This window comes from Paenibacillus sp. NMA1017, assembly GCF_058895805.1.
In genome coordinates this window covers 88968-112968 of record NZ_JBZXYR010000012.1, presented here as the reverse complement: position 1 = coordinate 112968, position 24001 = coordinate 88968, and the positions used below count along the sequence as shown (strand labels likewise).

Annotated in this window: 18 protein-coding genes; 4 read left to right on the top strand and 14 right to left on the bottom strand. The window is 45.3% G+C overall.

Translation table 11 applies throughout. From position 1 onward, the window contains the following. Positions 1-329: 329 nt before the first annotated feature. From arfA to AC5ELV_RS22470, 8 genes are all read right to left on the bottom strand, one after another. Entirely contained in the window at positions 330-1844 is a 1515-nt protein-coding gene (gene arfA / locus AC5ELV_RS22505; RefSeq protein WP_493431949.1) for an arabinosylfuranosidase ArfA, read from the bottom strand. 304 nt (positions 1845-2148) lie between these two features. Further along, positions 2149-3735, bottom strand: coding sequence for a S8 family serine peptidase (locus AC5ELV_RS22500; RefSeq protein ID WP_493431948.1), 1587 nt, complete (start codon positions 3733-3735; stop codon positions 2149-2151). Positions 3736-3883: 148 nt separating this feature from the next. Next, positions 3884-4666 carry a muscle M-line assembly protein unc-89 Uncoordinated protein 89 gene (locus tag AC5ELV_RS22495; protein WP_493431947.1) on the bottom strand — a complete coding sequence of 261 codons (783 nt, stop codon included), beginning with the start codon at positions 4664-4666 and terminating at the stop codon, positions 3884-3886. 157 nt (positions 4667-4823) lie between these two features. After that, positions 4824-5099, bottom strand: a complete 276-nt coding sequence (locus AC5ELV_RS22490; RefSeq protein ID WP_250242178.1) for a peptide maturation system acyl carrier-related protein — start codon at positions 5097-5099, stop codon at positions 4824-4826. A 13-nt stretch (positions 5100-5112) separates the two neighbouring features. Beyond that, complete coding sequence (locus AC5ELV_RS22485) at positions 5113-6237, bottom strand: TIGR04066 family peptide maturation system protein (protein WP_493431946.1); 1125 nt, start codon at positions 6235-6237, stop codon at positions 5113-5115. A gap of 11 nt (positions 6238-6248) precedes the next feature. Next, positions 6249-7703, bottom strand: coding sequence for a Cys-rich peptide radical SAM maturase CcpM (ccpM, locus tag AC5ELV_RS22480; RefSeq protein WP_493431945.1), 1455 nt, complete (start codon positions 7701-7703; stop codon positions 6249-6251). Between the two features lie 71 nt (positions 7704-7774). After that, positions 7775-7960 carry a CLI_3235 family bacteriocin precursor gene (locus tag AC5ELV_RS22475; RefSeq protein ID WP_080710748.1) on the bottom strand — a complete coding sequence of 62 codons (186 nt, stop codon included), beginning with the start codon at positions 7958-7960 and terminating at the stop codon, positions 7775-7777. Between the two features lie 104 nt (positions 7961-8064). Continuing rightward, a complete protein-coding gene (locus tag AC5ELV_RS22470; protein WP_493431944.1) occupies positions 8065-9807 on the bottom strand; it encodes an ABC transporter ATP-binding protein in 1743 nt (580 codons plus the stop codon). Between the two features lie 216 nt (positions 9808-10023). Here AC5ELV_RS22470 and AC5ELV_RS22465 point away from each other — a divergent pair, with 216 nt between their 5' ends. After that, positions 10024-10611: an RNA polymerase sigma factor gene (locus tag AC5ELV_RS22465; protein WP_493431943.1), complete on the top strand. Its 588-nt coding sequence runs from the start codon at positions 10024-10026 to the stop codon at positions 10609-10611. A 95-nt stretch (positions 10612-10706) separates the two neighbouring features. Here AC5ELV_RS22465 and AC5ELV_RS22460 read toward each other — a convergent pair whose 3' ends face one another. The 3 genes from AC5ELV_RS22460 to AC5ELV_RS22450 are packed head-to-tail and all read right to left on the bottom strand — an operon-like array spanning position 10707 to position 13754. Beyond that, a complete protein-coding gene (locus AC5ELV_RS22460) occupies positions 10707-11561 on the bottom strand; it encodes a carbohydrate ABC transporter permease (protein WP_190298452.1) in 855 nt (284 codons plus the stop codon). 18 nt (positions 11562-11579) lie between these two features. Beyond that, a complete protein-coding gene (locus AC5ELV_RS22455; RefSeq protein WP_013308374.1) occupies positions 11580-12464 on the bottom strand; it encodes a carbohydrate ABC transporter permease in 885 nt (294 codons plus the stop codon). Between the two features lie 36 nt (positions 12465-12500). Continuing rightward, positions 12501-13754: an extracellular solute-binding protein gene (locus tag AC5ELV_RS22450; RefSeq protein WP_493431942.1), complete on the bottom strand. Its 1254-nt coding sequence runs from the start codon at positions 13752-13754 to the stop codon at positions 12501-12503. A gap of 538 nt (positions 13755-14292) precedes the next feature. On the opposite strand from AC5ELV_RS22450, the gene AC5ELV_RS22445 reads away from it, so the two are divergent. From AC5ELV_RS22445 to AC5ELV_RS22435, 3 genes are all read left to right on the top strand, one after another. Next, entirely contained in the window at positions 14293-16455 is a 2163-nt protein-coding gene (locus tag AC5ELV_RS22445; RefSeq protein ID WP_493431972.1) for a glycoside hydrolase family 3 N-terminal domain-containing protein, read from the top strand. 25 nt (positions 16456-16480) lie between these two features. Next, the gene (locus AC5ELV_RS22440) at positions 16481-19921 is read left to right on the top strand and encodes a GH36-type glycosyl hydrolase domain-containing protein (RefSeq protein ID WP_493431971.1); all 3441 of its coding nucleotides are present in this window, start codon (positions 16481-16483) and stop codon (positions 19919-19921) included. Between the two features lie 162 nt (positions 19922-20083). Then, complete coding sequence (locus AC5ELV_RS22435; protein WP_493431941.1) at positions 20084-21088, top strand: LacI family DNA-binding transcriptional regulator; 1005 nt, start codon at positions 20084-20086, stop codon at positions 21086-21088. Positions 21089-21186: 98 nt separating this feature from the next. Here the strand turns inward: AC5ELV_RS22435 and AC5ELV_RS22430 are convergent, their stop codons facing one another. The 3 genes from AC5ELV_RS22430 to AC5ELV_RS22420 all read right to left on the bottom strand — a co-directional run bounded on the left by AC5ELV_RS22430 (position 21187) and on the right by AC5ELV_RS22420 (position 23997). Next, the gene (locus AC5ELV_RS22430) at positions 21187-21864 is read right to left on the bottom strand and encodes a hypothetical protein (protein ID WP_493431940.1); all 678 of its coding nucleotides are present in this window, start codon (positions 21862-21864) and stop codon (positions 21187-21189) included. A gap of 93 nt (positions 21865-21957) precedes the next feature. Beyond that, positions 21958-23178 carry a stalk domain-containing protein gene (locus AC5ELV_RS22425; protein ID WP_493431939.1) on the bottom strand — a complete coding sequence of 407 codons (1221 nt, stop codon included), beginning with the start codon at positions 23176-23178 and terminating at the stop codon, positions 21958-21960. Between the two features lie 333 nt (positions 23179-23511). Continuing rightward, positions 23512-23997 (bottom strand): CcdC protein domain-containing protein, encoded by a 486-nt coding sequence (locus AC5ELV_RS22420; RefSeq protein WP_493431938.1) that lies wholly within the window; start codon positions 23995-23997, stop codon positions 23512-23514. Positions 23998-24001 lie beyond the last annotated feature (4 nt).

Below are 24001 nucleotides of genomic sequence, written 5' to 3'. Positions count from 1 at the left end.
ACCCTGCATTTCAGATATCAGTACGTTGACAACGATATAATAGGGTCTTTTTTCACCTGGGAAGTCTGGCACTGGGTCTAATTAACTTCATAAAAATGTAGGGAGTATGAGCACTTAGTGAATAAGGATCATCTTTGTCTAGTTAAATTTAGTAATAAACATAATATTTATTTAAAATCCACCCTTCTCTTAGAACCCTATATCTATGGAGGGACAAATGGCTCATTTTACGCGAAAAGCTCGCATTGCCGCTCTTGTAATACTCTTACAAGAGAGAATGCGAGCTTATTTAGGTACAGTCGAAGCTGTACCCCTTTTACAGAAGAGAATTAATGAGACTTGGCAAGACGGATAACGTTCCACGATGCTTTGCCCAAATGAGCTTTTATAATTCCGTCTTCAAGCTTGGCGTTGCCACCGTTGTGAGGCGTAACTTTTTCACCGGCTGGACTGTTGGTTGCTTTGAGATCATCATGTTCCAATACAGTATGTTCGACAATGCGGTAGCCTTCAAAACTACGTACATCTACTGTCAGCTCCAGCGATTCAGACAAATGACGGTTCACTGCAAAGACAGTCAGTGCGTCTCCCTCTTCATCATAAACTACAGCGCTGTCCAGATAAGGAATGTCTGTGAAGTCCTTGGAATCGTATTTTTCTGAATCCACGACAGGCATCAACGATATCCCACGACCATAACGGGAGGCATGCAGATACGGATAGAAGATCGTTTGTTTCCACGCCTTTCCGTTATTCTCGGTCATGATTGGCGCAATAACGTTGACTAGTTGGGCGAGACAAGCCATTTTCACACGATCCGCGTGGCGCAGGAACGTAATCAACATGCTGCCTACCAACAATGCGTCCTCAAAGTTATAGATATCCTCAAGTTGCGGTGGAGCCACAGACCACGGATCAATTTTTTTGTCCGCATCATTGGAGTGGTACCATACGTTCCATTCATCAAAGCTGAGCATCATTTTTTTCTTGCTGCGTTTCTTTGCTTTGATATAGTCACAAGTCGAAATGACCGTATGGATAAAATGATCCATATCCATAGAGCGTGCCAGATAATTAGCTGTATCATTGTCATGATTGCCGTAGTATTGGTGCAAGGAAATATAGTCCGCTACCTCATAGGTATGATCCAGTGTGGTTGCTTCCCATTCGGGGAACGTTGGCATCGTAGAACTGGAGCTGCCACAGGATACAAGCTCAATGTCAGGATCAATCAGCTTCATAGCTTTTGCAGATTCAACAGCCAGACGACCATATTCTTCTGCTGTCTTGTGACCAATCTGCCATGGGCCATCCATCTCGTTACCAAGACACCAAGTTTTAATCTTATGTGGTTGCTCAACCCCGTGACTACGACGTAGATCACTCCAATAGGAGCCGCCTGTGTGGTTGCAATATTCCACCAGATTACGCGCAGCATCAATACCGCGTGTACCCAGATTAACCGCCATCATGACTTCGGAACCTACATCCTTGGCCCACTTGAAAAATTCATTCGTACCCACTTCATTCGGCTCGACCGTTCTCCACGCCAGCTCCAACTGTCTAGGTCTGGACGCGACAGGACCGACACCGTCCTCCCAATTGTAACCGGATACAAAGTTGCCTCCCGGATAGCGTATAATTGGAACATCAAGCTGTTTTACCAACTCTTTAACATCATTCCGGAAACCGCTTTCATCACTAGTTGAATGAGTAGGCTCGTAAATACCGCCATATACGGCACGCCCGAGGTGCTCTACAAAAGAGCCATAAATGCGTTTATCGACTTCAGCAATACGAAAAGATTTGTCTACAATCATCTTTGCTTTTACAGCTGCTGCCACCTAAACCATCCTCTCTGAATGCGAAAATAAAATCCGTTCCACCACCAAGATTAAGAAGCCGTTTTATTTACGGTTTTAATATAACACACCCTATTTATTATAGTCAATATTATCATTAAATACTTAATATATTTATTAACATTTGTGATAAACGATAAGCAATTGGTTACGTATTTCTAAATATTTGTTTTATAAACAAACTTATTGAGTGAATAACCACTTTAATAAATAGTAATAACGGATTACAGGTGCGTTCAAAAGAGTGCTACTGCCGTATCTTGCAGTCTGTTTTAAATAGTGAATATCAGTCTACCAACAGTTGTTCTAAATATGTATAAATACCACCTATATCGCCCGCGTTTAAGTTTGAGAGGACCCCTTCTTTCAAATATCCCTGCTCTGTCCGTATAGATATGTAAATACCTTCAGTTTCCGCTTTCACCAGCAAAGAAAGCTCAATATCTACGCCTAATAAAACTCGTTCTTTAGTGTAATCCTTAGTATTCGCAGCCTCTACACACAAAATAGCAATATCCGTATAAGCGTTATATGCCATTGTACCCGCATTATATAACAGTTCCTGTAGTCCATTGCTTGCATCCGAAGGGAGCGTATACTCCATATCATGCAACACTGCCGCGGACTGGTCCACCGCGATCCAGCTTTGGTATTCATCCCGGGCAAAGGCCCCTCTCAACTCATGCAAAAAATAAATAATGTCAATGCCCTTGTCATAATAAATACAAATATGCGGTATGCGTGAATCCTCTATTGGGATAGTCTCCTCCTGCGTCATAAAAAGCCCCTCCTCTTGCTGCCACCAGCGCAAATAGCAAGATGAAAAATTCAGTGATGGGGTGTGTCGTTGATTTTTAGAGATATAGACGACATGTTTTCCATAACGTGAAGCCAATTGCTCCACTTCCTGCAAACTCACTGGCTCCATTTCCCCTAGCAAGACAATCGTATCTGTAAGGTCGTATACCCGTTGTCCACCTTCGAGCGCTGTGTCCTGTTGTTCTCGCTCCTGCAGGATGGCTTGTTCGAAGATCGCGGCAACTTTGTCGCCAGGGAGTTGAGCTTCACATTGGGTCTGAAAATAATAGGGTGCTTTCGAACTAATTGCACAATCCTCTATAAACACATAGGCGCGCCGGATCCAATCTGGATGTCCGTAACGCATTACGGGTAATTTAGTATCCTGTATCGGAAGATAGCTATACTTATGTAACATATGTTTTAGCTGTTCTATGGAAGGAACAGATTTGGACTGCTGCAAAACTTTACATATGCGTGCTGTAATCAATGGAGTGGCATAGCTATTGCTGTTGGGACATTGTACAGCCTCTCCAGCTGCACCTACTAGTTCATGCTTGGCATAAGCGGTAAAATCGATACCGCTTGAGAATGCTTTCTCAGCATCATATGTATATTGTCCTGCTGTGAGTATACCGCTATGATCGCAGCGTACACCAATCACATTGGCAAAGGAGGCCGGATAAGTAAGAAGTCCTCCGTTTTGTGCAGCACATACTATAATTAATCCCGCCATAGCTGCATCATTTACAGCTGTCCGCAGCATGCTTCGATCTCGATAATTTATACTCCCCAGGCTGATATTGGCTACATGTACACCATGTTTTACACACCAATCCAGCGCAGCACAAAGCTGAGTTGCATTTCCTTTTCTATGGCTCATTATTTTTACACTGCTAATGATCGCATCTGGAAAATACGTTTGTACAATAGCTGCACATAGCGTACCGTGATTTAAGGTATGTCCATCTTCTACGTCTCCATGAACTATTTCGACGTTATATAATAATTGGGTGTTTAAAAAGCCATTATTAACTCCGTCGTCAATAATGGCTACATGAATCTTGCCATTCATTTTTTCTCCCCCTGTCTCTTCGGATTGTGGAATGAATCTCACCACTCTGTTCCGTTCCATTAGAGTAAGCGGAGGGTGCCTCTGCGAACGATAGCGTTCGCCTGAAAGCACCCTCCTAATTTAGCAAACCATGTACATAATAGCTGGATCAGACTGCAATATTTACCTTCGTGCCTGCAGTCTTCGCCCCGTCTTTAGCCGAGTCCAGATAGGCATTGAGCTCTTGTTCAGTCCACACCCTGCCTGCCTCTGGATTTGCCTCCTGCTCACCCTTAGGTTCAACCCGATCTGTAATCATCGGTTCGTTATTCACTGCTTCACTGATACGCTCATTAATATTCGCAGCGATTTCCATGATCTTTCCATTAAGTCCCTCTACCTTTTCACGCAAAGCCGCTGATTTTGCAGGGTTGGCGTTTTCCCACCCCTTAGCCTCGCTTCCCAATGTGATTTGTGCCGTTTTGGCTACTTTGGCACTCTTCAGCTCATTGTTTGCAGATACAACACTATGCATTGTATAGGTGATCAATCTTTGCTGCTGCTCCTCAGCAGTCTTAGGCGTATATTCTTCCTTTTTGCCTTTTTGAGCTTCTTTTTTACTCTCCTCATCCATGCCTAAAGCCTTTTTTTGCTCTTCCAGTGACTGCTTTTGAATGTTCTCGTCAATTTGCTGAATCTGCTTATCTATCTCTTCCATTTCAGCTTTTACAGCTTCTGGACCGAGACCACGCTTGAGCGCATTACTTAAATAGTCCGAACGCCTCTCCATCAAATTTTGCTTTTGTTCTGTCAATTGTTGAATAACCTTGTTTTGTGGCTTGCCTATACCCTTCTTTTCAGCCTGAGCGGAAAGGGGATGCCGTAGTTCAAGTCGGTTGTTATCTGCGGTGCGGAACGGCGATTGGTGAGATGATGTAAATGATACATTCATCCTAAAACCTCCAATTCTCTTCTAAATGAGGATTTTTTCAAAAATCGAGTAAGCGACTGAAATCGAATTTTGCAAAATCCTGAAATAAGTGATTCTAGAGGTATATCGGATTTTTTTGTATGTTTTTGTATGTTTTATCATCATTTTCACAAATCCTTCATTCCTTTTCCACTGTTAAGCAGTCCTTTATCGTCTCATACAAGCTGTTATATGTAAGCAACCCCCCTCCCACTATACGCTCTTCCGGAATTAGGATAGCAAAGCTTTTTTCCACTTCAAATAATAGATATACCAGATCTCTGGGAAACAACCCCATATCAGGACCCAGTAATGTAGCCTCTTTATTGATCTCGCCCGCTTTTATTTTAAAAAGCTTCCAAAATATATTTTCCAGTGTCATTCCTGTTCCCGTTACATCCTGAGTAAAGTTCATATTCTTCCCTCCATTACAACTGAACTACATGATGATCAACCGAAAAATAATGTAAAATATCCTCCGTCAGCCTATTCATATCTTCATCGTTGGACAGATGGAGTACAGGCACGGAATAATTGGAAAACTCCTGTTTTTTCTCTTCCACGAAACGATGATCAACAGATGCATATTGCATATTGACCGTGGAAGAAGAGTAACTGTCGAATACATTGTTACATATGGCGTATCCCAATAATGAAGAGGAAAAACGGTTTTCCATGTACTGTTTCACATGCTCCAAATATTTCAAATTGTATTCATCATAGTGAAGACAACAGATCAGGCCATCCGGTCTGACAGCACGGGATGCCAAAAAAGAGGTTACTCCAAAATAATTCGTGAACGTATTGTTAAAGGGAACAATCCCACCCGGAATGCCCACGAGTATTAGATCAGGCTTTTCGCTCTGCTCTATTTTTTTCAAATACCGATTAAACATGATAATCTTCTGGGTTTCCGTCATACCGCTCTCAAACATAAACTGTGGAAAAGAATGTGCACCCATCAGCTCTCCGCATCCATTAGATGTGATTTGCGACACGCGATATCCTTGTGCTTCAAGCTTCTGCCGAAGGTTAAACTGTAAATTAAGCTTATGCGTTCGCTCGTTCAGCCCTAATACAAATAGAACCGGTGTGAAAAAATCATGAATAACAGAGCCCGGGTCAGGCGGTGAAATATCTTTCGTGCGTACATCAAATGCATTTTTTAAAATCAGCTTGTCATCATGCTCCTCACAAGGTTCAATGAATTCCATACATGAGTCTGGCAAAGTGAAATTACACATGACTTTTTTGCCAAGTTGTCCAGCCTTCTTGATCACGGGAAGATACACCTCAGCTACATCCAGCTTGAAATTGGATTTCACCAGTAATATAGCATCACAACGCTCTATTTCTTGCTCCAAACAAGACTCTGGCTTCACGATGAAGCCTGTCACTTCCCCCTTGTCCGTTACACAGGCATCTTTTCCGATCATACCCGACCCTTGAAAAGAAATAAGTACAACTTCCTCATAACTTCCTAATAGATTCAAGTTCCTAACCAAGGCTATCGTTTCATAATCAAACGGAAAAATGATTAATTTATTGGTCATGGAGACACCCCTCATGCTTTTTCAAAATCGAGAATCGTATCCTCGGAGAAATCATAGCCCAGCTCATTCATCATGCAATAATCAAGTAAGGTGTGCCGAATATCATTTTTGACTACCGAACAATGACTCAGCTTCTTTTCTTTGGACAAGGTATGCAAATCATCTGCTACAGCAACACACAACGTACAAAAACGGAAATTCCAACAGTTCTTACATGCATCCTCCGTGATTGTCCCTACATTCAAAATTCGGCTGATTTTATCCACTTCAAAGCCCATGTCCACCGTTCCAATCTGCACCACCTCCGACTGCTCACTGACCCGTTCACATGGATACAGATTTCCATGCACATCCGCAAACAAACGCTGTACACCAGGCACACAGGGTCCGCCATGATGCGCTTCTATCGGCATCCCCGCAGAAGGCTTTCTATAATGAAACATTCGGAAATATATCTGGATATAATAGTCCTTAATCAGCTTCGAGACATGGCTTTCATCTACTCTCCCAAATTTGGAAAGCATCATTTTAACTACCTCATAGCCCCTCTGCTCAATAAATTCATTCCTGTACAAAATTTCATCCTTCACATAAGCATCGTTAATGTAGGACGACCTTACACTGTACAGACTTTCGAAGGTTTCATAATTCGTATAAAAGTCATTAATACAACCAAAATCATTACGGGTATCCAGCACCACATTAAAATTAATCCATTCAAAGAGGTCCGGGTAATTTCTCTTAATTTTATCCACATTGGCAATGATCGTATCGAAGGAGCCCCGTCCGTTAACAGCAAATCGTCTGTTTCTGTCATGATTCTCTTGGTCTCCGTCCAGACTGATCGTAAGCACAAAACGATGTTCATCCAGAAAGTCCAGAATATCGTCATTAAGCAGCGTACCATTGGTCGTCAAATGAAAGCCTACATCTCTATACGCTACCTGCTCCTTGATATATTCCACACACTTCTTGACCAACGGAAAATTAATGAGTGGCTCTCCCCCATAAAAGCCAAAATCCAAACGGTCACTGTCTACTGAACGATCAATGACAAAATCAATACACTTGCGCGCTGTCTCAAAATCCATCATCAGACTTGTATGACCTCGATTGTCATATCCTCCTGAATAAACGCAGTAAGAGCATCTAAGATTACAATTTTGAGTTACCTGTAAGGTGAGGGTTTTCAGCTGATGCTGAAGCATATGCTCCAGGTGCTTTGTCTTGGGATGATTCATAATCTGCGGACGCTGTGAAGATAAAAATCCGTTATCCAACAAGTCACGGATATACTGCTGCAATTCCGGTGTAGCCTCCATCTGATCCAGATCGAAGCTGGAATGCGAATTCAGAAAATGATAAGCCTCCTCTTTAATCCGCAAAATTAAATTAGTATTTACATCATATACATAATGGTGGAGTCTCGTTTGAAATGTGTATATAAAGGGTTGGCACACGTTCATGATTCACACCTACTCTGTTTTGATGTGGATAGAAGCCTGGAATGTCCAGGCTCCTCCATACAGGTACAAGCTTAATAATTACCAATTCCAGTTCCATTATCTCTGCGATAAGAACCGTCACTTTCTCGCGATGTATTGGAGCTTCGAGTCAGACTGCCTGCGCAATAACAGGAGCAAGGACAGTAACAGGAACAACCACAGCCAAATGCCTCAATCGTGTCGCCTACATTCGCGCTTCTTTTCACAAGCTTACGCATGTTAAACTACTCCTCCCATTCATGATATGATTTAAAAAGGTGTTCACCTATACTAATTCCGTACATGGTGTTAAATCACATTATGAAAGCGTTTGTTTTTTTCATCATTTTATGGGTACCTCTTCTTTCTCTAATACCCATCCTCTGTATTCCGCATGACAGGCCATAAAATGGGAGTGTGATCCTATTTGGGCTGGTTCGCCGTTCTCCAACAAAATAACTCTATCGACATGCGCTAATATCTCGCTGCGATGTGTAACGATGATTACGGTCTTATCACGCAACCGGGTCTTCAACAATTGCTGAACATTTAGCCTAGCTGCTGTGTCCAGATTGGAGGTCACCTCGTCGAGAATAAACAATGACGCTTCCCTGATCAATGCCCGGGCCATAGCAATTTTCTGTCTTTGCCCACCCGACAATCTGGAGCCGTTCGAGCCTATGGGGAAGTCATCTGCCGAGTTCTGAACCAATTCTTCCAGGCCAACCTCAGCGATAATGCCCTCTATTGCATCATTAGTGACTTCTGTGCCTATGCGGATGTTGCCAAAAATAGTAGTATCAAATAAGTACACCTGCTGACTGACCAAAGCTATTTGACTTCGATACTCATCTATTTCATAGCTTTGGATGTCAATGCCGTCATAGGTGATTATCCCCTGATCAGGCTGGCTGAATCTCATCATCAAATCCAGCAGCGTAGACTTCCCTGCCCCATTTGCTCCAATGATAGCTACCTTTTCCCCTCGGGCAATCCTAAAGTTCACGTCGGATAGGACGGGTTCATCCTTGGTATAAGAAAAAGAAACATGATGAAATGCAATGTGATCTTCGAATGGCGGCTCAGTTAGTATAGACGCTGGGGTGACTGAATTAGATGTCTCTTCCTCTGCCCAGTCCAAGAACTGATAAAATCGAATGGCGGAGGGAACGACTTCAGCCAGCATGTAGCCAATGTTTAAAATAGCGAAAACAGGAGTGGTAACATAAGCACTGTAAGAAACAAAGGCAAAAATCCCCCCTACAGTGAGCTGTAAACGAAAGATAAGATTAGCACCCACAACGTACACGAGCATCATTAGAAGCTGAATTAATATAGATTCCGAAGCGATATTCCAGGCGTCCAGAAGTGACAATTTCCGTTCTGAATCTACAATTCGACGCTGCTTGGTTGAGAACTGCTGATGCTTATGTGGAATAAGACCAAACATTCGCTGCTCCTTCATGCCCCCGACAGATTCCCCAAACCACTGGGCAAAATCACTACTGCCTTCAATTAAATCCCCTACCAGTTTTTTTCTACGCTTCACAAAATACTTCACCACAACATATTTGATGGGTAAAAAGAGCAGCACGATTACAGTCATTTTCCAGTTAATGAGCAGCAAACCACATAAACCACCAATCATGCTGAATGCCTGCATAATAACAAAAAACACTCCACTATCTGTGATCCTTGATACATTGCCTACATCCGTGCCAATTTGGTTCAGCAGCTCCGCTTCATTGGTTCGGTTAAAATAGCTCATTCGGACTCTTGTCAGATGCAGATACGCCTTTTCAAATAAAGAAAAGGTAACCTGTGCACTTAAGCCTGCCCGAAAGGTTTCTTTACACACATGCAGCAGCTTGTCCAAGCAAACGATTAAAAACGCAGCAGAAGTGTACAGGATTACAGTCTGCATATTCCCTTTCAGAAGACCTTGGTCCACAATAATCTTGCTTGTTAAAGGCAATAATATATTCAAGCCCGCTGATAGGATGAGACATATCAAAATGATCGTGACCGTCTTCAGATGAGGTCTAAATGTTGCCACCAGACGTTTATATACTATGGATTCTTTCATCCTTTTCCCCCTTTCACCTGATGCACCCTCTCCCCCTATTAACTAATTCCGTATCAGAATCAAAATCACCTTAAAATATCTTTTAATTGTTCTAGTAATTCCACATTTACGAGATTAAATATGATTAATGTCATTCTTGAAAATTGGAATTAATGTATATGATTGGAACATACAAAAACATTTATTTTTTTATCCGTCCAAAGGGGGCTTGAACAAATGCCGACCACGATGGTTATCGACTGTTGCAAAGAGGATCAGTGCAGAGGTAGTTCCAGATGCTTTTACAGAAAAATTTGTGAACTTTATCTGAGCGAGGTATATCATTTCTGTATGCATTTAATCAAGAATCAGTCTTGCTTTAAATTTATGGCAGAAGAATGTACACAAGATACTTTTGTAGCGGCAAGACAGCAATTGGTCAAGCTCAAACATCACCCCAATGTAAAGGGTTGGCTGTACCTTACGGCTAAGAATCTCATATATAAATCATTTAGGTGCTACTATACACAAAAAAAGCATGAAACTACGTTTGATTGTGAGAAGATATGTGGTTTCTCAAATTCGGTAGATGAAGAGTGGGAGAATCGAAGGCTGGGAGATGTGGATACGGTTATTGTTAACATACTGATGCAGCTTTCAAAAAATGAATATACGCTCTATCAGGACTACTTTTGTCGACAACTGGCTGTGCCCTTACTTGCTACCAAATATAATATTTCGGTTACGGCTACAACGACTCGAATCTACAGACTAAAAAGAAAACTTCGTACATTGTCCCATCAATATTGTCTAACTCATATATAAATTTATCCATGAAAGCAAAAACAGCGGAGCTCTTCTCCCAAAGAGAAGCTCCGCTGTTCGTTCTTGTGACTATGACTTGTATTCACACTACACTATTACTTAATCCCCGAAATCGTATAGTTCTCAATAATATACTTTTGGAAAACAATGAAGATAATCATGATCGGAACGACCATGAAGGTTGAGCCAGCCATTTGAAGGGCAAATTGACTTTCGTTCTGCCCCTTGAGCAGTGACAGTCCGACGGACAAGGTGTACAGCTTCTCATCATTCGCAATAATGAGCGGCCACAGAAAGCTGTTCCATCCGCCGATGAAGGTCAGGATGGCCTGTACCGCGATAATTGGTGTCGAGATAGGTAATACAATTTGTAGAAAAGTGCGGAACTCCCCTGCTCCATCAAGACGTGTCGCCTCAAGCAGTTCTTCCGGGATATCGGACATAAACTGCCGGAACAGGAAGATCGCGAACGCGCCTACCAATCCAGGCAGGACAATCCCCAGCATGGAATTGGTCAATCCCATCTGGTTCAGGATCAAATAGACGGGAATCATCGTCACTTGACCTGGAATCATCATCGTTGCCAGTACCAGGTAGAATAGAAACCCTTTTCCTTTAAATTGGAATTTGGCAAAGCCATAACCCGCCATGGCATTCAGGAATAATCCGAAGAAGGAAGCTAACACAATGATCAGCGTATTCGTCAGATAGGTTCCAAAAGCCATGCTATCGAATAGTAATTTAAAATTATCCAGTGTAAAATGCTGCGGCCAGATGGTCGGAGGAATTTTGGTTACCTCACCCTCTGTCTTAAAGGAGGATAAAATCATCCACGCAAAAGGCAGCACCATCAACAGACCTCCCACGGTCAGGAGAATCGCCACGAACCATTGAAATGTTTTTTCACCACTGCGCGAGTTGGCGCGGGCTTGCTGAACAGCTGTTTTCACGCTCATCACCTCTCTCTATCAGGACTCCGCTTTATTTTGCAAACGGAACTGAATCAGCGTCACCGCGATGATCGCGAAGAACAGAATGAACGATCCCGCCGCGGCATATCCGAATTTACTAAATTGGAAGCCGTTATTGTAAATGAACAGGGATGCCGTCAGTGTGCCATCGAGCGGTTTCCCTTTGGTCATGACAAACGGTTCCTCGAAAAATTGCAGCCAGCCAATCATCGTCGTGATGGACACGAAGAAAATAGCGTAACGAAGCTGCGGAAGCGTAATATAACGAATTTGCTGCCATGTATTGGCACCGTCAAGCTGAGCCGCTTCATAATAAGAACCCGGAATCCCTTTAATAGCCGCAATAAAGATAATCATGTTTAAGCCGATGCCCCGCCAAACTGCCAACACAATCAACGAAACTTTCGCTACTGTTGGATCGGTCAACCATGGGACGGGACCTAAATTCATCAAACCAAGTACATAGTTGAATAATCCAAGCGTCGGATTATACAGGTAGCTCCAAACGACCGCGACCGCAACCACATTCGTTACGGACGGTAGATAGAATACGACGCGGAATACTTTGAAGGCACGTGACTTACCCATGTTAATCAAAATCGCGATGCTAAGCGAAAATATCAGCACCAATGGAACACCGATGATGACGAAGAACAGGGTATTACCAAGGGACTTTATAAAGGAAGGGTCCAATAGTACGTTTGTATAATTTTCCAGACCTATAAAGCGAATACTATCATAATTAACGAGTCCTGACAGATCCATATCCGTGAAGCTGATTACGAGCGCCAGTAGAATCGGCAACAGCGAAAACAGCGTCAACAGGATGATGGAGGGACCGATAAACAAGTATGGCGCAAGCTTCTGCGAGCTTCCTTTCATGCCTTCACTCCCTTTGACAATGGCGGATATGGATCATTACTTTTTCATAATACTTGCAGCCTGCTGGTTAAAGTCATCCATTTCCTTCTGTACATCGGCATGACCGCGGTAAATACGCTCGAAGCTCTTGATGAATTGTTGAGAAACCTCTTCCCATGCGGCCAGTTGCGGCAATGCTGCGGAATGATCCAGCTGTTTGCGAATCGTCCGAAGCATCGGATCACTCTTCAGTTTGGCATCTTCCCACGATTTAGTAGTCGCAGGCAAGTTACTGGACAGTTCCATCCATTTCAGTTGCGTTTCTGGTTTGCTCATGTAAGCCATGAATTTGGCCGACTCCTCTGGGTGCTTGCTGAATTGCATAATTGAAAGGTTCGCTCCACCCAAAACGGACAGGTTGTTTACTTTGCCAGGAAGCTCCGCTATATTCCACTTACCTTCCAGCTCTGGTGCCTTGCTCTTGATTTCTTTAATCATAAAAGGACCGCTGATAAACATTGGAACAATACCTTCACCTTGCAAACCTTGAACGGAGTCAATTCCAATATCCACTGCGTTAGAGCCATTTTGGAAAAAGGTATTTACATACTTCACAGCATCTACAAACGGCGGTTGGTTGAACAGCGGATTGCCCTGCTCGTCAACCAGTTTGGAACCGTTCTGGAGAGCAAACATAAAGCCCATAGACTGCTCCTTTGCACTAAAGGAGATGCCATATTTGCCTTTGCCCCGAGCCGCCAGCTTTTGGGCAGCATCGGAAAGCTCTTCCCACGTTTTAGGTGCTTCATTATATCCGACTTGTTTCAGCAGGTCAGAACGATAGAACAAAACTCTCGTTTCAGTGTACCAAGGTACACCGACCGGTTTTCCTTCAAATTTTGTCGTACCTACAGCACCCTCGAAGAAATTCTTCGATTCCAGCTCAGGATATTTGCTGATATAAGGTGTGATGTCTGTCAATGCACCCGCAGACGCAAGCTCTGGTACCCATGACGTGCCCAATTGGACCACATCCGGACCAGACTTCGAGGCAACAGCCGTTAGCAATTTATCGTGAGCGTTATCCCAAGGCAACGCCTGTACATCAACGTGAATATTTGGGTTTTCTTTCTCAAAATCTTTCACAATTTCAGGCAGCAACTTTCCTTCCGCTCCCATACCCCACATGGTGATGGTCGTCTTGCCGTTTGCATCTTTGCCAGACGAATCATCCTTGGACGAGCAGCCTGCCAGCGCGCCTCCTAGTAATAAGGTACTTGCCAAAATGATCCCCAACGTTCTTTTCATCATACGAATTCCTCCCGAGATGACCGGTTTACCGATCATGCAATATGATAACGGATTCAAATACGAGGACTTTGCAAAAATTCAATAATTGATTGGAATCGAATTTTGTAAAATCCTGATGCATGTAAATACCTAGCGATTAAAGCATACCGCTATAACACTTATGTTCAAAGCACAAGGACCATACCCATCAATAGAAACGTTTCGATAGTCATTATAGAACAAATTGAAACCGTATTCAATAGGGATATTATTTTTTGTTTGCACAAATTCCCGACTTTTTTTCGTATATATCATCTTTATTACGTTATTTAGCCTATAAAAACCCCCTGAATTGGATTTGACTCTGTATTTGAAAGCGTATATAATCCAACTGAGTTCAACAATAGAAACGTTTCGATTAATAATACGACAGAATATTATGCTTCTATACTAGCTATTAGCCTGTTCAGCACTTTTTTGAATCATCTTTATCCAAAAAATCTCATGAATCTGTAGAAAGAGAGCTGTCTACCAACAATACAGCTTATGGAGGATTATGATGGAACAACACCTGAATTCCTATTTAGAAAACATGACGCTTGAAGAAAAAGTCGACCAGCTGCTACAGCTTGTGGGTGCCTTCTTTGAAGAAGCGGGAACAGATAGCCAAATTACCGGCCCTATGGCTTCTCTCGGCATTACAGAAAAAAATGTCCACAACGTCGGTTCCGTGCTTGGCCTCGCAGGGGCTAAGGAAGCGATTCGTGTTCAGCAGGCTCATTTGAGTAAAAACCGTCTGGGTATTCCGCTTTTAATTATGGCAGATATTGTACACGGCTTCAAAACGATTTTCCCTATACCGCTAGCTATTGGTTGCTCATGGGATATGCGACTGGCAGAAGAGAGCGCTACTATTGCTGCTCGAGAAGCAGCTGTATCCGGTGTTCACGTCACATTCGCCCCTATGGTCGATCTGGTGCGTGACCCGCGCTGGGGCCGTGTGATGGAATCTACAGGGGAAGACCCTTACCTCAACAGCGAATTTGCCCGTGCGTTTGTGCGCGGGTTTCAGGGTAAAGACCTGACGAACGATACCGACCGGGTAGCCGCATGCGTGAAGCATTTTGCCGCATATGGAGCTGGCGAAGGCGGACGGGATTACAATACTGTAGATGTATCCGCATGGCAGCTGCGAGAGTATTATCTCCCCTCCTACAAAGCTGCTTTGGATGAAGGCTGTGAAATGGTGATGACATCCTTCAATACCGTCGAAGGCGTAGCCGCAACGGGCAATAAGCGCCTGATGCGTGAAATTCTTCGTGATGAATGGGGCTTTGATGGTGTACTCATCTCGGATTGGGCCGCCATCAAGGAGCTTATCCCTCACGGCATCGCCGAGGATGAGCGCGAGGCAGCGAAGAAAGCACTGCTGGCTGGCGTAGATATTGAAATGATGACCTCTTGCTATAACGGGCATCTGCCTGAGCTGGTTCGCAGCGGACAGTTGGATGAAGCGCTCATTGATGAAGCAGTGATGCGTATATTGAAGCTTAAGCAAAAGCTGGGCTTGTTCCAAAATCCGCTACGCGGCGCAGACCCTGAGCGTGAACGTGAAGTTGTGTTCTGCGAAGCTCACCGTACGGTTGCCAGAGAATTAGCTATTAAATCTTGCGTGTTGCTCAAAAATGATTCCATTCTTCCATTGAATCGCAATCAGCATATTGCGTTGATCGGGCCTTTTGCAGAGAGCGGTGATATCCTGGGCTCTTGGTCGTGGAGCGGTTCGCAAGAGGAAGCTATTCGCGTTGTTGACGGGTTCCAATCGAAAATATCCTCCTCGCTGCTCACGGTTGCAACAGGTTGCTCTATCGACGATATCACTGAGGAACAATATGCAGAAGCTCTGCAAGCTGCCAGCCAAGCAGAGGTTATCGTGTTGGCGCTTGGAGAGCGCTCGGATATGAGTGGTGAAGCAGGCAGCCGTTCCAATATTCGCCTGCCACAAGCCCAGTTGGAATTGGTAAAGCGCCTGAAGACGCTGAACAAGCCTATGGTAGCCGTATTATTTAATGGTCGTCCGTTGGATCTGCATGGTGTTATTGAAGAAGCAGACGCCGTACTGGAAGCCTGGTTCCCTGGTGGCGAAGGCGGCGCGGCGATTGCCGATTTATTGTACGGTGATGCCGAACCTACGGGTCGCCTGACCATGTCATTCCCGCAATCGGTCGGACAGGTGCCCGTGTACTACAATCATTTTAATACGGGACGCCCGCAACTAGATCCGAATACAAAAGAACGCTATGTGTCTCAATATCTAGACGTACCGAACGAACCTTTATTCCCGTTCGGCTATGGACTGAGTTACACCAATGTCGCTTATGACAGCGTACAGCTTTCCGGCGATACCCTTATACCTGGTCAGGAACTGACCGTGAAAGTGCAGGTAACGAACACAGGAACACGTCCGGTCGAGGAAACCGTCCAGTTCTATGTTCGTGATATCAGCGGTGATACGGTTCGCCCAATGAAAGAACTGAAAGATTTCTGCAAAGTCCTTCTTGCCCCAGGCGAAAGCCGGGAAGTGGAATTTGCATTGACCGAGCCTCAGCTGCGCTATCATCATGCAGATTTGAGCTTCGACAGTGACAGCGGTGAATTTGCCGTCTTTACAGGACCTAACAGCCGAGATACTAGCGAAAGCCGTTTTCGGTTAATGAAATAAACAGGAAAGTGAGGCGTTCCCTTTGATGAATACAAGTCTGGATCAAAATATTTTGCTGCGGGCCGGCGACCTGTCTTTTACCTTCTTGAGCAGCGGTGATGTGTATAAGATCGCCCACGGCTCAACGATGATCAACCAACTGTTGACCAATTCAGTCGACGGTTCCTTGAACAATCTGTACTTGAGATTGTACCGTCCGTCTGGTGTAAGTATCACTCCCCTGCTTGGAGTTCGCTCACCGGGAGTCATCCGACAAACGGATCAGCAGATTATTTGGGAAGGTTTCACCGCTGGTGTAGGCTATCAGGTGACCTTCACGCTAAGCCGCCTGGGAGTATGGTTCTGGGATGTAACCCTACAGGGCGATGACGTGGAAGCAGATGTCGTGTACGGTCAGGATATCGGCATTGCCGATACCGCTGCTGTGCGCAGTAATGAGGCTTATTTGTCTCAATATATTGACCACACTGTCTACCACGATGAACAAAGAGGCTATACCGTTTGCTCACGTCAAAACCAGCCTCAAAGTCAGGCATTCCCCTACATTCAACAAGGCTCGTTAACCCGCACTGTTGGTTACTCGACAGACGGATTTCAGTTCTTTGGACTTTCGTACAAAGAAATGAATGAGCCGGGAGCACTCCGTCGCGACTCGCTCGCCAATGAAGTGTACCAATACGAATTCGCCTATACCGCGTTGCAATCTGAGCGGGTGACACTCGCCGGGGAAGCTCGCTTTACGTTTTACGGACTGTTCCAGCCCAATCATCCAGCCGCAGTGACAAAGCTGGAGTATCAAGAGCTGGTGACAAAAGCACGCGACGAAGTAGCTGCCGTTCTAGCAGACGCTTCTGAGACCAGCATACCGACACACGCGGCAAGTGATCTTCAGGCAGGGCGTGTGGCCCCAGCTCAAACCATTGGTGAGCCGCTGCGTACGCTGGACTTCACCGATGCCGAAGTGAATCAACTTTTCCCCAAACGGCAGGAAGAAGAACGGGATGGCGATGAACTACTTTCCTTTTTCACGGACAGCTATGAGCATGTCGTACTCAAATCCAAAGAGCTTCGTGTAGAGCGTCCTCATGGGCACATTTTGATGGGCGGGCACTACTCAGGAGGTAAGGAAGAAACCATTACAACCACCTCCTATATGTACGGGGTGTTCAATTCTCAGCTCGTGATCGGCAATACGAATTTCAATAAAATGATTACCAACGCGCGTAATGCGCTCAATATCCCCAAGACATCCGGTCAGCGTATTTATGTCGGAATCCAAGGGAAATACCGCCTGCTCACGATGCCTTCCCTGTTCGAGATTGGCTTTAATTATGTGCGCTGGTATTACAAAACGGCTGACGATACATTCATTATTACAAACTATACGAATGCCGATAGCCCAGAAGTACGGCTTCATATGCGTGCGGCAAGCGGCAAAACCTATCCGTTCCTCATCACTCAGCAAATGTCTATGCATGTGAACGAATATGAGCTTCCGTTTCATATGGAACGTGAAGGTGACGCCCTACTCTTCCGGGCAGACTCCGCTTCTCTGAGCGCCGAGGCCTATCCAGACCTGTTGTACCGCTTGCACATAGAGGGCGCTCCATTGCAGCATGTGAGCGACGCTCACGCACTGCTACAGGGTAATGCTTCCCCTGATGCGTCCCTAGTCGTGCTGGAGCTGGGTGACAGCAGCGAATGGACCTGCACCGTGCAGGGTTGGCTGAATGGGATTTCAGCCGGGCAAGAATCAGCGCACAAAGAGCGTCACGCTTCCTTTGAAGATGAGCGCGAGCACTATCGGGCATATTTTGCCGAGCTTATGAACGGTTTCCATCTGTCGCTGGGTCAACACGAAACGAGCGAGCTATTCCGTGTGAACGCAGTCGCCTGGTGGTACACCCACAATATGCTCGTTCACTATTCCGTGCCTCACGGTCTGGAGCAATACGGCGGTGCAGCCTGGGGAACACGCGATGTGTGTCAGGGGCCTGTGGAATATTTCTCAGCTGTGCAAAAGTTCGATGAGGTTCGTTCCATTCTGCTGACTGTTTTCAGCCATCAGTACGAGGACAGCGGAAACTGGCCGCAATGGTTTATGTTTGACAACTATACTCACGTGCAGCAAGAAGAAAGCCATGGGGATATTATCGTCTGGCCTCTCAAGGTACTGGGCGATTATTTGACCGCTACCCGTGATTACAGTATTCTGGAAGAAAATGTACCTTACACCCATCGACATACTTTCGATTATACCAAGCAGACCGCGACTCTCATGGAACATGCCCTGAAGGAAATCGAATATATTCGAGAGAATTTCCTGCATGATACGTATTTGTCGGCCTATGGCGACGGCGATTGGGATGATACCCTCCAGCCAGCCAATGCACAGCTGAAGCAATACATGGCGAGCAGCTGGACGGTTGCACTCACCTACCAAGTTATCAGTAACTTTGCCGCTGCTTTGGAGCAGGCCCCCGCGGGTGTAGTAAGCGAAGCCGACAAGATTGCACAAGATCTACATCAAATGGCTAATGGCATCCGTAAAGACTTCAACCGCTACATGCTGGAGAGCGGAATTATTCCGGGCTTCGTGTATATGGAAGAGCCCGGTCAACCCAAGCTGATGCTCCATCCGTCCGACACCGAGACGGGAATTCACTACCGCTTGCTGCCGATGACACGCAGCATGATTAGCCAGCTGCTCACGCCTGAGCAAGCATTGGCTCATGAGCAGCTCATCCGTGAGCAGTTCCTCTGCCCGGATGGCGTGCGTCTGATGAACCGCCCTGCACAGTATGATGGCGGTGTGAGCTCGCACTTCAAGCGCGCAGAGCAAGCGGCCAACTTCGGACGTGAGGTCGGGCTGCAATATGTGCATGCCCATATCCGCTTTGCGGAAGCGATGGCCAAGTTGGGACGCAAGGATGACGCTTGGCACAGCCTGAAGCTCATCAATCCGGTCGGCATCCGTGCGTCCGTACCGAATGCCGAATGGCGCCAAAGCAACGCCTATTTCAGCAGCTCGGATGGTAAATTTAATACTCGCTATGAAGCACAGGAACGATTTGGTGAACTGCGTGAAGGAGCCGTACCCGTCAAAGGCGGTTGGAGAATCTATTCCAGCGGTCCGGGAATCTATATGAATCAGCTCATATCGAATGTCCTTGGTGTTCGTCAGTCTGGCGAAGATCTGATCCTGGACCCTGTGCTGCCAGACGATCTCGACGGATTGGAATTTAAGTTTTCCTTTGCAGGAAAACCGATTACCTTTGTCTACCGTATGTCGCAAGAGCATACTGGCGGTGAGCAAGGCCGTGCAGTATTGAATGGAACACCACTGGAAAGCGAGCCAGCCGACGATAACCGCTACCGCTCCGGTGCCTTGCGCATCAAACGCGAGATTTTCGAGCAAGCCTTGGCAGAACATGACGGTGTACACCGTCTGGAAATTATTTTATAAAGAGTTTGTAATGCTAAATCTGGTATAGGCGACAAAGGGATGGCGATCTTGCGGGATCGCCCTTTGCTGCTTAGGTGTAGGACTAAGACATTTGGAATAGATATGTGGTTAATAATGAATATACAATAGCAATGATAAGACGGACGACAAGGAGGTGACGATGTGGTCAGCATTAAAGATATCGCCAAACAGGCGGGCGTTTCCATATCTACCGTTTCATATGCCTTGAATGGTAGCGATAAGGTAACAGAAGAAACTTGCGCACGTATTTTAGCCATTGCCAAAGAGCTTAACTATGTGCCCAATGCCGCCGCACGTAATCTCAAGAAAAGGCAGACCAAAATTATTGGCGTTTTCCTAACTGATTTTCGCGGAGACGTTTATGGAGATTTACTGTACGGCATCAAGGAAATTTTGAACCGCAAGGGCTATGATCTCATCGTATGCAGCGGTAAGCAGTCTCACCGAATGCTGCCGGAACGCATGATCGACGGCGCCATTGTGCTGGATCAGACGTTTGATAGTCAGGAGCTACTGAACTACGCCGAGCGAGGACATAAAATTGTCGTGTTGGACCGTGAACTGAATCATCCCAATATTAACCAAGTGCTGCTGGATAACAAAGCGGGCGCCGCTCTCGCCATAGAACATTTATTGGAATTGGGACACCGTAAGCTATATGTGGTTACCGGACCAGAAGGTTCTTACGATTCATGGCAACGGATGCAGGCGGTTAAGCAGACCATTGAGCGTAGCGGCGTCGCTGAAATGATCGAAATTGACGGCGATTTTGAGAAATCGGGCGGCGAACAGGCGGCTGAAATCATTTTGCAGCGACAAGTTGGTCCGGGTTCGGAACCTGTAGCCGTATTTTGTCTCAATGATGAAATGGCAGTGGGCTTTTACAATCGAATGGCTCAGTCAGAGCTGACGATTGGCAAGGATATTCATATCGTCGGCTTTGATAATATCGAGCTGGCGCAATATATTCAGCCCCGTCTGACAACGATTGACTACTCCAAGCGTAAATGGGGCGCTGTAGCTGCCGAACAAGTTCTCAAAATCATTGCTGGGGAAGACGTGGAGCATGAACGTTTATACGTTACGCTTGTCCAAAGAGAATCGGCAGGCGCAGCATTCATCATCCAAGATCAACAGAATCTGTGATGAACAACGCAGAAGTAACCTGCTCGCCAGCCTCCTCCAAAAAAAAGAACTTCCACAGGCCCAGAACACGGGGTGGAAGTTCTTTTGGTTATATTTATTTAACTTAACAAATCCTCAATTGAATTCGACAACGACCGTAAGGGATTACCAATCGTTTGCCCCGTCTCCAGCTCCACCTGTAACGCAGCATCAACCATAGACAACTGTGCTACAGCCAGTCCTCTGCTTGGATCAGCCTCCCTTAGCTCATACAGCGAACGAACCAGTAATTCCTTATACTCGTCTTCACGTCCCTGCATAATCAGTTCAAAAGCGTCCTCCACCACTTTAACCTCTATCCAAGAAGAGATATCCGGTTTGCCTAACAGAGCAGCCGTATGATAAAGACGCTTCATCGTTCCCTCTACAGTAGCCGGATTCGTGAATACCAAGGTCCGTGGCAGCAAATCATCGCATATCTCATGAAAAAAGGGCTCATCCAGCGCAATTACTGGTGTAGACAGGGTCAATTGAGCCTTTTCCGCCAAAACGATATAATTCGTGCACGTTATCAAAATAACGTCTATGTCGCTTTGAGCAATCCACCTCAGTTGCTCTTCTACCTTGCGACTCGCATCGTCCGCAGAAAAATGCGGATCTGACGAGATCCGGCGTATAAGCCCTGGGTCCACAAAATGTACCAGCTCCACCTCATAAGAAGCAAAAGCCCGATCCATATAGGCTATATTCGAGTGATGCGCGTGCAGGCAGCCCACACGTTTCTTCAAGCCTTCCATCGTCCAACCTCCTGTTATAAGTTTGCATCATTTTAACAGGAACAGGACGATTAGGAAAGCATGCCAATCACGCCATACCACAAATGCACTTTCTTAAAACTTGCCGTTTGTATTTTTCCACTCTGTTTTAGCTGGAACCTCCTGAACTACGTCCCAATGTTCCGCTACCTTGCCGTTCTCTACCCGGAACAGATCATAGACAGCGGCTGAAGTTCCCTTAGACGATGTCAATTCACTCACAACCAGCACAAAGTTGCCTTCTCCAATGACCATGTGAACCTGATCATATCCAAAAGAAGCTCCTTGGCTTCCCGCTGCGGAAAATGCTTGTTTCAAATTGGATACACCGTCACCAAAAAGAGGATTATGTTGAATGTAATGGTCACCGTTATAGTAGCTTTCCAATGCAGCACGATTTTTGCCAACCAGGACATCATCCACAAACTTGCGGATTAGCGCTTTGTTGGTCTCGGTTTGGTTGAGATCCGTAATTTGTGTTGTTCCATCAATCATGGTGTGTCCACTTGGATTGGCTGGAGCCGAGTCCTGCATGTTGTCCCAATGCTCAACAATTTTACCATTGCTATCGAAGCGGAAAATATCAAAAACAATGCTCGTTTTCCCTGCAATGGACTCTTTATAATGAACCGCTACAACATTGCCATCCTGAATTACACGTTGGATTTCAACCTGTACATTGGCTCCCTTAGCCTGGCTAATCCCTTGCAGCAACGCATCTCTTCCGCTAGCAAAGCTCAGATTGTGCTGAATGTACTGATCCTTGCTGATCCAAGTCTCAGCCGCTTTCGTGTCTCCGGTTTCAAAGCTTTTCACGATTTCAATGACCTTATCCTTATTACTCACCCCGATTTGCACCGTTTGGCTGGCCGGGTCCCAAATCACTTGCTTGCCCCACGCTTCTTTGACGACATCAACCGGCACATAAGTTACCCCTTGCTTGGTCAAGATGGTCGAAGTGGACAGTGGCACTTTAATCCCGTTGATTTGCGCTTCCGGACTGCCAGACACCAGTACAACCGTCGCCTGATCATATCGGATGGTCGTGCTTTGTCGCGCCGTATTGAATGTAATATGCTTGGCATCCAACGGAATTCCCAAACTGGAGGCCAATTGTCTCAGGGGAATTAAGACCTGCTTATTTCTCACGATAGGTGCAATTTTGTAAGCCTCCTTCTTGCCATCTACCCAAACCTGAATACCCGTAGTAGGTTTTACCTCGGCCGCTAAAGCCGGTACAGCAGAAGACAGAACAAGCAAACCAGCGAGTGCAGCAGTAACCGTATGTTTTTTCATGAATGTAAGCCCCTCTCAACCTGTAAAATAAAATATGAATACAATTCCTTTTTATGTAACTAATAAAGTTACACCTAATCGCAATAAGCAACTTTTCCCCGCCTATCTAACTTTAAACCCCATTTAAATCTTTTGAAACCTCAATAACCCTCCTTTCAAAAATTTATACTTGTACGGCTACAATGCAAGCCACAAACCTTAGAATAAAGGATATGGGGAGCAATAACAATGTGTGATAACTTGCTAATGCCGAAACTCAAAAAAAGCGGCTCCTACCAGCAAGCGAATGAACGCTTTTTGAATAGTAAGCCGCTGTTAACCCTATTGCTATTGTTATACGGATAACGTTCTCCGAAACTTGATAAAGCTCCCAATTCGCCAAATTGAGATATACACCAGCGCCATCGTAATCGCCAGCATGCTAATTTCCGTCGCACCCAAGCTACTGAGATACTGGGTCAAAACAACGCGAATCAAGATAATGGCGATAATAATATACTTAAAATATTGGTTCGACTTGGGATAAATAAGACCATCCTCCCGTCTTTCATACGCCGTATGCAGCAAAATAATATAGCCAAACAGAGCCCCTAATAGCCCGGCAACCAACAGTTCCCAAAAGGCGGGAGGCGCGTACGTTTGGCCGGGAATATGCATTAATTGGTACACAGACATCATCATAAGCGGGAAAGCGATAAACAAGGGGAGCAGAATCCGGATTCCGTTTCCTTTTACCGGCCCCCTTCGTCTCTTGGTTCTTAGCCAGATCATCAGCCCCACCAGAACAGCCACCAATACATATATAAATATCGTCGTCATGGTG

Excerpts from the sequence above, each read along its gene's own strand:
- AC5ELV_RS22485 (WP_493431946.1), bottom strand. The coding sequence starts at position 6,237 with ATGACCAATAAATTAATCATTTTTCCGTTTGATTATGAAACGATAGCC.
- AC5ELV_RS22425 (WP_493431939.1), bottom strand. The coding sequence starts at position 23,178 with ATGAAAAAACATACGGTTACTGCTGCACTCGCTGGTTTGCTTGTTCTG.
- AC5ELV_RS22450 (WP_493431942.1), bottom strand. The coding sequence starts at position 13,754 with ATGATGAAAAGAACGTTGGGGATCATTTTGGCAAGTACCTTATTACTA.
- AC5ELV_RS22475 (WP_080710748.1), bottom strand. The coding sequence starts at position 7,960 with ATGCGTAAGCTTGTGAAAAGAAGCGCGAATGTAGGCGACACGATTGAG.
- AC5ELV_RS22465 (WP_493431943.1), top strand. The coding sequence starts at position 10,024 with ATGCCGACCACGATGGTTATCGACTGTTGCAAAGAGGATCAGTGCAGA.
- AC5ELV_RS22495 (WP_493431947.1), bottom strand. The coding sequence starts at position 4,666 with ATGAATGTATCATTTACATCATCTCACCAATCGCCGTTCCGCACCGCA.
- AC5ELV_RS22445 (WP_493431972.1), top strand. The coding sequence starts at position 14,293 with ATGGAACAACACCTGAATTCCTATTTAGAAAACATGACGCTTGAAGAA.
- AC5ELV_RS22500 (WP_493431948.1), bottom strand. The coding sequence starts at position 3,735 with ATGAATGGCAAGATTCATGTAGCCATTATTGACGACGGAGTTAATAAT.
- AC5ELV_RS22440 (WP_493431971.1), top strand. The coding sequence starts at position 16,481 with ATGAATACAAGTCTGGATCAAAATATTTTGCTGCGGGCCGGCGACCTG.
- AC5ELV_RS22470 (WP_493431944.1), bottom strand. The coding sequence starts at position 9,807 with ATGAAAGAATCCATAGTATATAAACGTCTGGTGGCAACATTTAGACCT.
- AC5ELV_RS22430 (WP_493431940.1), bottom strand. The coding sequence starts at position 21,864 with ATGGAAGGCTTGAAGAAACGTGTGGGCTGCCTGCACGCGCATCACTCG.
- AC5ELV_RS22420 (WP_493431938.1), bottom strand. The coding sequence starts at position 23,997 with ATGACGACGATATTTATATATGTATTGGTGGCTGTTCTGGTGGGGCTG.
- AC5ELV_RS22490 (WP_250242178.1), bottom strand. The coding sequence starts at position 5,099 with ATGAACTTTACTCAGGATGTAACGGGAACAGGAATGACACTGGAAAAT.
- ccpM (WP_493431945.1), bottom strand. The coding sequence starts at position 7,703 with ATGAACGTGTGCCAACCCTTTATATACACATTTCAAACGAGACTCCAC.
- AC5ELV_RS22455 (WP_013308374.1), bottom strand. The coding sequence starts at position 12,464 with ATGAAAGGAAGCTCGCAGAAGCTTGCGCCATACTTGTTTATCGGTCCC.